At 64.7% G+C, this 10,369-nt stretch carries 13 protein-coding genes; 7 read left to right on the top strand and 6 right to left on the bottom strand.

Annotated elements, in window-relative coordinates; all coding sequences use genetic code 11:
- Positions 1-710, bottom strand: a 710-nt coding sequence (gene ddaH, locus RMN95_RS11750) for a dimethylargininase (RefSeq protein WP_309617097.1), incomplete at its 3' end; no start/stop codon positions are given.
- A 103-nt stretch (positions 711-813) separates the two neighbouring features.
- On the opposite strand from ddaH, the gene RMN95_RS11745 reads away from it, so the two are divergent.
- Entirely contained in the window at positions 814-1,251 is a 438-nt protein-coding gene (locus RMN95_RS11745) for an Lrp/AsnC family transcriptional regulator (RefSeq protein ID WP_309617096.1), read from the top strand.
- 136 nt (positions 1,252-1,387) lie between these two features.
- Here RMN95_RS11745 and RMN95_RS11740 read toward each other — a convergent pair whose 3' ends face one another.
- Positions 1,388-2,842, bottom strand: coding sequence for an NAD(P)/FAD-dependent oxidoreductase (locus tag RMN95_RS11740; RefSeq protein ID WP_309617095.1), 1,455 nt, complete (start codon positions 2,840-2,842; stop codon positions 1,388-1,390).
- 44 nt (positions 2,843-2,886) lie between these two features.
- Between RMN95_RS11740 and RMN95_RS11735 the strand changes: the two genes are divergently transcribed.
- The 4 genes from RMN95_RS11735 (at position 2,887) to RMN95_RS11720 (ending at position 5,851) form a co-directional block, all read left to right on the top strand.
- Positions 2,887-3,237: a GntR family transcriptional regulator gene (locus tag RMN95_RS11735; RefSeq protein WP_309617094.1), complete on the top strand. Its 351-nt coding sequence runs from the start codon at positions 2,887-2,889 to the stop codon at positions 3,235-3,237.
- Between the two features lie 194 nt (positions 3,238-3,431).
- Positions 3,432-4,070, top strand: a complete 639-nt coding sequence (locus RMN95_RS11730) for a hypothetical protein (RefSeq protein WP_309617093.1) — start codon at positions 3,432-3,434, stop codon at positions 4,068-4,070.
- A gap of 69 nt (positions 4,071-4,139) precedes the next feature.
- On the top strand, positions 4,140-4,988 hold the full coding sequence (locus RMN95_RS11725; RefSeq protein ID WP_309617092.1) for a S26 family signal peptidase: 849 nt from the start codon (positions 4,140-4,142) through the stop codon (positions 4,986-4,988).
- Positions 4,988-5,851, top strand: coding sequence for a LamG domain-containing protein (locus RMN95_RS11720; RefSeq protein WP_309617091.1), 864 nt, complete (start codon positions 4,988-4,990; stop codon positions 5,849-5,851). The genes RMN95_RS11725 and RMN95_RS11720 overlap by 1 nt, the downstream gene beginning before the upstream one ends.
- A gap of 7 nt (positions 5,852-5,858) precedes the next feature.
- Here the strand turns inward: RMN95_RS11720 and RMN95_RS11715 are convergent, their stop codons facing one another.
- On the bottom strand, positions 5,859-7,253 hold the full coding sequence (locus RMN95_RS11715; protein ID WP_309617090.1) for an NAD(P)/FAD-dependent oxidoreductase: 1,395 nt from the start codon (positions 7,251-7,253) through the stop codon (positions 5,859-5,861).
- A 274-nt stretch (positions 7,254-7,527) separates the two neighbouring features.
- On the opposite strand from RMN95_RS11715, the gene RMN95_RS11710 reads away from it, so the two are divergent.
- Complete coding sequence (locus RMN95_RS11710) at positions 7,528-8,007, top strand: GNAT family N-acetyltransferase (RefSeq protein ID WP_309617089.1); 480 nt, start codon at positions 7,528-7,530, stop codon at positions 8,005-8,007.
- 32 nt (positions 8,008-8,039) lie between these two features.
- Here the strand turns inward: RMN95_RS11710 and RMN95_RS11705 are convergent, their stop codons facing one another.
- From RMN95_RS11705 to RMN95_RS11695, 3 genes are all read right to left on the bottom strand, one after another.
- On the bottom strand, positions 8,040-8,420 hold the full coding sequence (locus RMN95_RS11705) for a type II toxin-antitoxin system VapC family toxin (RefSeq protein WP_309617088.1): 381 nt from the start codon (positions 8,418-8,420) through the stop codon (positions 8,040-8,042).
- Positions 8,417-8,659, bottom strand: coding sequence for an AbrB/MazE/SpoVT family DNA-binding domain-containing protein (locus tag RMN95_RS11700; protein WP_309617087.1), 243 nt, complete (start codon positions 8,657-8,659; stop codon positions 8,417-8,419). The genes RMN95_RS11705 and RMN95_RS11700 overlap by 4 nt, the downstream gene beginning before the upstream one ends.
- Positions 8,660-8,728: 69 nt before the next feature.
- Positions 8,729-9,208, bottom strand: a complete 480-nt coding sequence (locus RMN95_RS11695; protein WP_309617086.1) for an Lrp/AsnC family transcriptional regulator — start codon at positions 9,206-9,208, stop codon at positions 8,729-8,731.
- Between the two features lie 106 nt (positions 9,209-9,314).
- On the opposite strand from RMN95_RS11695, the gene RMN95_RS11690 reads away from it, so the two are divergent.
- Positions 9,315-10,369: PLP-dependent transferase (locus tag RMN95_RS11690; RefSeq protein WP_309617085.1), on the top strand; the 1,055-nt coding region annotated here is incomplete at its 3' end.

Here is a 10,369-nt window from a genome sequence, read left to right as displayed (position 1 = left end):
GCGGCGATGACCACGTTGTATCCATCGCTAAACGAGTTCAGGCCGAGTACCGCGGCGTCCTCCTCGGAGACGAGGATGGCCTCGGGGAAGCGCTCGCGCAGAATCTCCAGTGACGGCTCGTCGAACGCCGAGGGCAGGTAGGCGATGTTGGTGTCATCCAGGATCGCGATGGCCGTGTCGAGGTGGTAGAAACTCGGGTTGATGAGGTTGAGCGAGACAACCTGGCGGCCCGAGATCGTGGCCAGTTCCTGATGGCTGTTGGATGCACTGCGAAAGCCCATGCCGGCGAGAATGACGCCATCCACCAGAAGGAAGTCGCCCTCGCCCTCGTTGACCTCGGCGGGAACACGGACATCGAACCCCTCCGCGCGGAACCAGTCCATGTAGGCGGGGCCCTCGGGCTGGCGCTCGGGGTAGGTGAAGCTTGCGCCGTAGGCAATGTTGTCGATGACAAATCCGCCGTTGGCCGCATAAACCATGTCGGGCAGGCCGTCGATCGGGTCGATCAGATGCACGTCGAAACCGAGATCGACGTAGGCCTGGTAGAGGGTCTCCCACTGGCGAACCGCGAGCGCGGTGTCGGTCGGCAACGCGGGATCCATCCATGGGTTGATCCGGTACACGACGGTGAAGTAGCTGGGGCGGCACATCAGCACTGTGCGCTTCGTTGCGATCCGGGCTGGGGTTATCTGCTGGTCAGTCAAGGTCATCCTTCCAGTGTTTCACGCACCTATCCGCGTTTTCGCAGCGTATGGCGCAATTAACTCGCGTCTTTGGATGCGTCTTCGCCGGTTTTCACCATAGGCTGGCGCCGTGGATAACCTCGACTACGGCATAATCGACCTGCTGAGACTGAATGCGCGAGCCGGTTACGGCGATATCGGGGAGGTGATCGGGCTCTCGGCCTCCGCGGTTAAACGCCGTGTGGACAGGCTCGTTGCCGATGGCGTCATCCGGGGGTTCACCATCCAGGTCGATCCCGCCGTCGACGGGCTGGCGACAGAGGCCTACGTCGAATTATTCTGCCGTGGCACCGTCGCGCCGGAAGAGCTGAAGCGCATCCTCTCCAGTGTTCCTGAAGTGGTGGATGCCGGCACCGTGACCGGGTCAGCGGACGCCATAGTGCACATGCGCTCGAGAGACATCGCCTCGCTCGAGGTGGCCCTGGAGAAGGTGCGGCTGGCCCCCAATGTCGACCACACCCGCAGCGCAATCGTGCTGTCGCGGCTCATCCACCGCCAGCACGACTGAGCCGCTGCACTTCCGACAGGCGTGCGGTCACGGTCGCCCCACTCGCAGCATCCCGACAACGGTGTTGATGGATGAATGCAACAGATCAGTGCAGCCGATCAGTGCTATCGGAGAAAGCGGCCGCGCCGCTGAACCGCTACCCCCCGATGGCGAGCGACGGCCCGCTGTGGATGCCGAATTCGTGCGCCAGGGCGCTGCGCGCCGCGTGGTAGCCAGCCATGCCGTGCACACCGGGGCCCGGCGGGGTGGAGGAGGAGCAGAGGTAGAGTCCCTCTGCGGGCGTTCTCCAGGGATCGGTCGAGAGCACGGGCCGCGCTACGAGCTGGCCGAACGTGGCGGCGCCGGCCGAGATATCGCCGCCCACATAGTTCGGATTGTTCCGCTGCATCTGGGCTGCGGTCGTGCCGACACTCGCGAGGATGAGGTCGCGAAACCCCGGAGCGAATCTTTCGATCTGGGCGGTGATGGCCTCACTCTGGTCGATCTCCGATCCGCTCGGAACGTGCGTGTACGTCCACAGCACGTGCCGACCCGCGGGAGCGCGACCGGGATCGATGGTCGACGGTTGCGAAACGAGCACATACGGGTTCGTGCTGTGCCGGCCGGCGTTGACCTCAGCTTCGGTCTGCGCAATCTCACGCCGGGTACCGCCGAGGTGCAGAGTCCCCGCGGCGGCGAGCGCGGCGTTCGTCCATGGCACCGGCCCCGAGAGCGCAAAGTCGACTTTCGCAGCCGCGTTGCCGAACCGGAACCGTTCTACTCTCCTGTGGTATCTGTGCGGCAGCAGATCGCCCGCGATGTCGAGCATCGCGCGCGGGTTCACGTCGAGTAGCGTCGCGGTGGCTCGCGGCAGATCGTTCAGCGATGCGACATCCACTCCCGTGCTGATGATGCCGCCATGGGCCAGCAGGTCGTCGGCCATGGCATCCGCGATGCTCTGACTGCCGCCGATCGGCACCGGCCAGCCGCGAGCGTGCGCATGCGCCCCCAGGGTCAGCGCCACCGCCGCCGTAGCGAGGCTCGGCATGCGCTGGATGGCGTGCGCCGCGACTCCGGTGAGCATCGCGGGCGCCACCTCCTCGGCAAAGCGCGCGTTCCAGGCCGGTGAGCCCTGTTCGAGCGCGGCCAATCCGAACAGAACGGTGGTCAGTGGATGCCGCGGCACCTGCAGCAGGGGGGACAGCGTGAACTGCGCAAGGCGGTCGGCCCTGTGCACGAGTGGCGCCATAATCCGCCGATACGCTTCGCCATCGCGACCGAGGTCATCGACCGTGCGCTCGAGATCATGCCAGGCAAGCCCGGCGCGACCGCCATCGAGTGGATGCCCGTACGAGAGTTCCGGCACGACGAGCTCCATGCGGCGCTGAAGTTCGAACCGGCGGAAGAATCCGCTCGCGAGCGCCATCGGATGAACCGCGGACCCGACGTCATGGCGAAAGCCGGGCAGCGTCAGCTCTGCGGTCCTGGCCCCGCCGCCTATCGTGTCTGCACGCTCGACGACGTGCACCGAGAGTCCCGCGCGGGCGAGGGTGACCGCCGCCGCTAACCCGTTCGGTCCGGAGCCGACGACCACAGCATCCACATCCACCATCGTCTGATCGTACGACGGTTGGTATGCCGCGATAGCGTGGTGTGGTGAAGATCGATACCGAGTCGACGGTGACCCTATACGAACAGGTGCGGACGCAGATTATCGGGCAGATCGAAGCGGGAGAACTCATCGTCGGCGCGAAGCTCCCGGCGGTGAGGACGCTCGCTGCCAAACTCGGGGTGGCCCCTTTCACGGTGGCTCGTGTCTACCGCATTCTCGAGAATGATGGATTCGTCGAGACGCGAGGACGCAACGGCACGGTCATCAGCGGCACCAAGGGCACAGCCGGAGAGTCCCTCCAGGCCATGGCCAGCGCGTACGCGACCCGGGCAACGGAGCTCGGCGTCTCTGCGGTAGATGCGCTTCGATTCGCGAGATCGGCTTTGGGACTCTGAGTGTCGGGCCGCTGGAGTGTCTGAGGATTCCACTCCATAGCGGTCTCGGGTACACAATCCAGCACAAAATGAGGACACCGCCGTACCCCGGTTGGGGGTGTTGCAGTATATCGCGGGGTACTTCACAATATGAATCACCGGTACTCGACCGGTGTGGGGGGGCTAGCCCCATCAGCGATTAATTGGGGTAAATAATGTCTCAGCACGCCTTGGCGCCGAAGCGGCGCCGTTTCACACCGGTAGCCATCGCCACCGGTCTTCTTGGGGCCGTTCTGCTGTCTGTCAGCATGACCGGGACCCTCTCGGGCTTCGTTGCCAGCATCCAGAACTCGACAAACACCGCCGCCACGGGAAGCCTCACGATGGAGGAGAAAACTACATCGGGCACCATCGTGACTTGCCTGAGCACCGACGGCGGCACGATTTACACCAACGCGGCTACTTGCGCCACGATCAACAAATTCGGTGGCAGCACGGCCATGATCCCCGGGGCCGCCCCGGTGAACACGCCGATCACCATCAAGAACACGGGAACCGTAAATGCGGCCACCTTCACGCTCACGCCTGGACTCTGCACGCAGACCACTGGCGGCGTCGGGGCGGCCACAAACCTCTGCTCCAAGATCAATGTTGTTCTGACCTCAGGCGTTACCACCATCTTCAGCGGCACCGCGGCGGCCCTCGCTGCCGGCGGCGTCATCACGATTGCAGGCCCGCCCGCGGCCGGCGTGGCCGTGCCGTTCAACTTCGCGGTATCGGTCGACACTACGGCGGATAACACCTACCAGGGCCTGCAGGCGTCCCTGCCGCTGACCTGGAAGTTCACCAGCTAGGACGCGAGATTTCGCCCGGCGACGTTCCATCCCGTCGCCGGGCGTTCTCGCTATGAAGGTCGGAAACCCGTGACCACTACCACCACCCCCCGCGGCGCGCGTGCCCGAACCATCGCGCTCTGGTCCTGGGGAGCCCTCGCCGCCGCCGCCGTTATCATCGCCGCGATCTTCTGGATCTCTGGAGGTCGATGGTTCATCGTGGAGTCGCCTTCCATGGGTCAGGCGGCCCCCGTCGGCACCCTCGTGCTCAGCACGCCGGTCTCGATCGACACACTCTCAGTGGGAGACATCATCACGTTCATCCCGCCAGCGACTACTGAGGTGTACACCCATCGAATCGTGAAGGTCGACTCAGATGGCCTCACTACGCAGGGAGACATCAATGGGGCGACCGACCCCTGGGTTCTGGGTCAGCCCGACATCGTAGGTCAGGCCACTCGGGTGCTTCCCGGCGTTGGATGGCTGCTTCGTTCGATCCCGTTCCTGGTAATCGGCGGCACAGTGGTGTGGTTTCTCAGCGGGTTCCTGCGCACGGCTCTGCGGCGTTCGGTTGCACGCATCCTCGGCTTCTCGCTCGTGGCGGCGGTCACGGCTTTTATCCTGCGCCCCTTCGTCGGGGTTGCGATCCTGGAGCTCGTTACGACTCAGTCGGGTGCCGAGGCCACCGTTGTCTCGACCGGTCTCATGCCGATCAGGGTGCAGGCCATTGGTGGAACCTTTGTCGACCTGGTGAGCGGGCAAGTCGGACAACTCAACATCCCCGGGCTTCTCGACAACGGCAGCTACCAGCTCGGTTCAACCCTCAACCTGTCACTGCTGGGTTGGATTCTCTTTGGGCTGGCCTGCGCAACGCCGTTGCTGTGGTGCCTGATAGTAGGGCTGCCACCGAGTGATGAGAAGGAGGAAAGAACTCTCTGATGTCACGACTTCCTAGCTCGCCTACCCGGCGACGCGTTGCACTTCTGACCGCCACCGTCGCACTATGCATTGCGGCTCTCGTGGCGCCGAGTACGTCGGGGGCGTACATCGCGAGTGTCCAGAACTCCACAAATACGACCACCACGAAGGCTAGCTTCACGTGTGCGGATGCCGTTGCCCTCGATAAGGCGAATGCCTACTTCGCGTATGCACTCAATGAGGCATCCGGTTCCACGGTCGCGGTTGATTCCTCGGCTGTCCCTGCTAACGGCACCTACCTCGGATCGATGACCACCGACACCACCACCCCCACGGCCTGCAAGTATGACGCCCCGGGAGCATACCTGCTCAACGGTTCGACCAGCAACGTGAGTACCCCCACCCTGGTTACGAACCCCCAGATTTTTTCGGTGGAAGTATGGTTCAAAACCACCGTGAAAAGCGGCAAACTTATGGGCTTCGGCAATTTGCAGTCGGGGTCCTCAAGCTCGTACGACCGCCACTTGTACATCTCATCTACTGGCCAGGTCATTTTCGGCGTTTACAATAACGCCGCGCGAATCGTCACCAGTCCTTTGACGTATACGGACAACGTCTGGCACCACGCGGTGGGCACCTTCTCGGCCGCAGGAATGACGCTCTACATGGACGGTGCAGTCGTAGCATCGGCCACTACCAGCCCGACTTTCACCACTGTGGTGAGCTATAACGGCCACTGGAGAGTGGGACACGACAATCAGAACGGTTGGCCGTCGACCGGCGCAAACCCTTTCTACACCGGATCGATGAAGTTTGCTGCCGCCTACAAGGTCGCACTCACACCCGCCCAGGTGTTGCGGCACTACAACTTCGGGAAGTTGTAGTCCGAGTTCAGCCCTGTACTTCGTCCCGCTCTGTCAATAGTTTGCGAGCCGCTAGCCCAATCACTGCACTGTACGTCGGATACGCGAACTTCACGCCCGCCAGAGTGGACAGGTCAATTCCGGCCGCCATCGCGGTGGTCACGGACTGCACCACCTCGATCGCGTTCTCCCCGACGGCATGAGCGCCGAGGATGAGCTCCCGACGTCGATCCGCGATCAGCTTCAGGAAGCCTCGACCTCGGTCGTCGATCACGGCACGGTCAAGTTGTGAGTACGGCACCGTGGCAACGACACACTTCGGATCCCGAGCCCGCGCCTGCTCCTCGGTCAGGCCGACACCGGCATAGTCGGGGTCGGTGAATCCTCCGGCCGGCAGCAGGTGGTGCGGAGTGCGCCGGTTAGCGTCCAGCACGGCATTCTCCGCGGCCGCCTCGCCCTCGAAATGGGCCGCCTGCACCAGCATGTCTCGACCGTTGGCATCCCCGACGGCATAGATGTGCGGAACGACGCTGCGAAAATACTGGTCCACCGGGATCGACGATCGCTCGGTCGTGATGCCGGCAGTGACCAGCCCCAAATCGTCGACATCCGCAGGCCAGCCGGTCGCCATAATGACAGCGTCAAACTCTTTCGAGACCGGATGCCCTCCCTCGCGCCACACGAGCACGATCGAGCCATCCGCCGCCGAGGTGAGGCTCTCGACGCCATCCAGGCCCGTATGCACGGCGACACCCTGCTCCACGAACGCGGTGGACACGGCGGCAGACACATCCGCGTCAGAGGCCGCAAGCACCCTGGGCGCGACATCCAGAAGCGTCACCGCAGAGCCGAACGAACTGAAGACCGTCACGAGCTGCGCGCCCGTGTTGCCGGCGCCGATGATGGCGACGCGACCGGGGAGCCTGGGCAGGTCGAGCACGTGCTCCGGCACGGTCGCAAGCTCGGCGCCGGGAATGGGCAGGCGCCGGGAGTGCCCTCCCACGGCGATGATCACGGAGTCGGCGGTGATCAGCCTGCCGCTGTCGAGGGCGAGGGTGGTGGCATCCACAAACCTCGCCTTGCCTTCGAAGATCAACTCGACCCCGGCAGCGTCGAACCGTCCGGCCTCGTCTTTCAGCGAACGCACCCTGTCGACCGTGGCTCGCACGCGCGTCACGGTCGCGCCCCACTGCACCTCGGGCGCGCTCACCGCGATGCCGTACTCGTGGGCGATGCGCACCTCGCGCACCAGGCGTGCGGTCTTGGCCAGCACGCGGGTGGGCACGCAGCCGGTGTTGACGCAGGTTCCCCCGGTTCGGGATGCCTCGACCACCGCCACACGAGCCCCCAGCTCCGCCGCCCGAAGTGCCGCCGACGTTCCGGCCGGGCCCGCGCCGATCACCACGAGGTCGTAGTCGGCCACGTCAGCAGTCGCGGTTCTTGAGCGCAGTCAGGATCATGCCTCCACCCTATGAGTCCAGGCAGAACGACAGCCGTGAACCCGCCCGTCTCACCACGCGACGGCGCCGTCGCGTGGTGGTCGCACACCGGTGATGTTGATAACTCCTGCAATCGGACGATGTCGGGCTCGGTCCCCCCTGAGAATCCCTGAGAATCCGGGCCCGCGGGCGGCGTTTCCCCCGAAGTTGCAGGAGTTATCAACATGATGCAACGGCCATTCGCGCTACCGTCGAGGCATGCCTGACCTCACTTTCGCGGCGGTTGATCCCGCCTCGGCGGCGGCTGCGGGGATTCTGCGGGAATACTTCGCCGATATCGTCGGTCGCCACCCCACTCGTGGCGCGACTTCTCAGGAGATCGACGACGCGTTACGGCTCGAGCCCAGCGCCGACCTGCAGGGCAAGACCGGTGTGCTCATCATTGCGACGCGCGATGGCGAAACCGTGGGGTGCGGCGGCCTGCGATTCGTGGACCGAGCAACCAGCGAGTTGACACGGGTCTTCGTGCGACCAGATCAGCGTGGCGCGGGCGTCGGGGAAGGCATCGTCACAGAACTCGAACAGCGCGCACGGGATATCGGCCACGACCTGGTGAGACTGGATACGCGATCAGACCTCAGCGAAGTACGTCGGCTCTACTCTCGGCTCGGCTACACGGAAGTGGTCGCGTTCAACTCTGAGCCATACGCGCAGCACTGGCTGGCCAAGCGGTTGTAGTACCGGAGCCGAGTTGCTGCGATAGCGTGCCGCTACCGGATGAGTCGCACGGTGATGGGTAGGTCCAGGTCGGCCCATGCCCGGTCGGCCGTGAGCACCTCCGGGGGGATGCTCCGCAACGTCAGTGCCAGACAGCAACGATCACCCAGCGATAGTGACCGCCCTCCTTCGAGGGACCGCAACGCGCCCGCCAACTCGGCGTCCTTCTCCGAGAGCGCTTCTATCGTGACCCCGGCTGCGGCGAGAAGCTCACGCACCCGGTCGATCTCGATATTTGCGTCGACGAGCTTGCCGACGACTTCGGCGAGATTCACGGCCCCGAGCGTAGCTGACGTGAGTTCGGCGGCTACCATGTCGGCACCGGGTTCGTTGTGGATCAGGGCGAGGATCGCTGAGGCATCCAGGACCGTCATTCGACGGCGGCCGCCCGGCGGCGCTCGATGAGCAGCTCATCAACCAGCGAGCGAGCCGTCGAGACGTGCTGGCCCAGGTCGCGCAACTCCGCGACGGCGTTTTCCTGGCTTTGAAGAACCAGTCGCCGCCCGGATACATGAAGGTGCAAGTGATCACCGGGCTTGAGCCCGAGAGCGGTTCGGACGGCGGCCGGTACCACCAGTCGACCCTGCTTACCGAGCACTAGCGTGGCATCCACAAGTGGATTCTGGCACGGATGGCGCATCTATGCCATATGAGAGTTGATACTGACGACTCCGTCGCGCCGTCACCGGGCGAGTTTGTGCCAGCCGTCGCCCTCTACATGTTCGAAAATGATGTTCGTTTCGGTGTGAGCGACGGCGGGATGCTCGGCCAGATGCTCGAGCACGAAGTCCCGCAGCCCGGCGGCATCTGCGGCCGCCACGTGCAGCAGATAGTCGTCGGCCCCGCCCATATGGAACAACGAGATAACCCCGGGCCAGTGCGGAGCGGAGCCGCGGAAGTCGTCGATCTGCGCCCGCGCGTGTCGACCGAGTCGCACCGCCACTAGCGCCTGCAGCGACCCCCCGAGCGCCGCGAGGTCGACGATAGCGCGGTATCCACGGAGGTGTCCGCTGTGGTGGAGTCGTCGCATCCGTGCCGAAATTGTCGATTCGGCCACCCCGAGCTCGGCCGCAAGCGCCGCCCCGGATGCTCGCGCGTTCAGGGATAGCGAACGCAGGAGCGCTCGGTCGATATGGTCAAGGTCGTCATTCTTCGGCGTCATGGGTGATTCCTCTGCTTATTTCGCAGTTTATGCGGAAGCTTGCCTAGTTGCACCAGTACCTTCGATGATCATTGAGTTACACGCCGGAATCTGCTTTCATCTGAGGATGCTGCCACCGTTGTCACACCTCGAAACCATCGCCGTGCGCTCCGGGATGGAGGGTGTGGCCGACTCGGGATCCCACGTACCCACGATCGACCTGTCGACCACAAACCCCCTTCCCGGTGTGGATGCTGGCGGCGAGTCATACGAGAATCTCGCCACGGGCGGCGAGCTCGGCGCGGGGCAGTCCGCGGTCTACCAGCGACTGTGGCAGCCCGGGGTCGCGCGGTTCGAGGATGGCCTCTCGGCGTTGGAGGGAACCCCGGGCACTGTCGCGTTTGCCAGCGGGATGGCGGCGCTCACGGCGGTGCTGATCTCCTGTGTCACGGCCGGGAAACCGCACATCGTCGCCCTGCGACCGCTGTACGGCGGCACCGACCACGTGCTCGCGACCGGCCTGCTGGGCACCACCGTCACCTGGGCAGAAGCGCACGAGGTCGCGGGAGCAATTCGCGACGACACCGGGCTCGTCCTGCTCGAGTCCCCCGCAAATCCGACCCTCGAACTCACCGACATCAGGGCCGTCGTGGATGCTGCGGGCCAGGTGCCCGTCATGGTCGACAACACATTCGCCACGCCGATCCTTCAGCGCCCGAGCGAACACGGGGCAACCCTCGTCATGCATAGCGCCACAAAATACCTGGGCGGTCACGGTGACGCGATGGGCGGCACGATCTCGGGACCGGTCGAGTGGATGGTGCGGCTGCGGCAGGTGCGCGCCCTCACCGGCGGGCTGCTGCATCCCTTCGGGGCCTACCTGCTGCACCGGGGCCTCCGCACCCTTCCCGTGCGGGTTCGGGCGCAGCAGTCGACCGCAGGGACGCTGGCCGAGCGGCTGGTCGGGCATCCGGCGCTCACTCGGATGCTGTATCCGGGGCTTCCGGGTCAAGATCCACAGGGGCTCATCGGTCGGCAGTCCTCGGGTGCTGGCGCACTCATCGCCCTCGATCTGGCGGGCGGGTATGACGCGGCAGTGCGCTTCACCGAGGCGCTTCGGCTGGTGTCGCACGCCGTGTCGCTCGGCGGAATCGACTCGCTGGTGCAGCATCCCGCGTCGCT

It is taken from the genome of Salinibacterium sp. (genome assembly GCF_031364185.1).
GTDB lineage: Bacteria > Actinomycetota > Actinomycetes > Actinomycetales > Microbacteriaceae > Rhodoglobus.
This window is presented reverse-complemented; position numbering and strand designations above follow the sequence as displayed.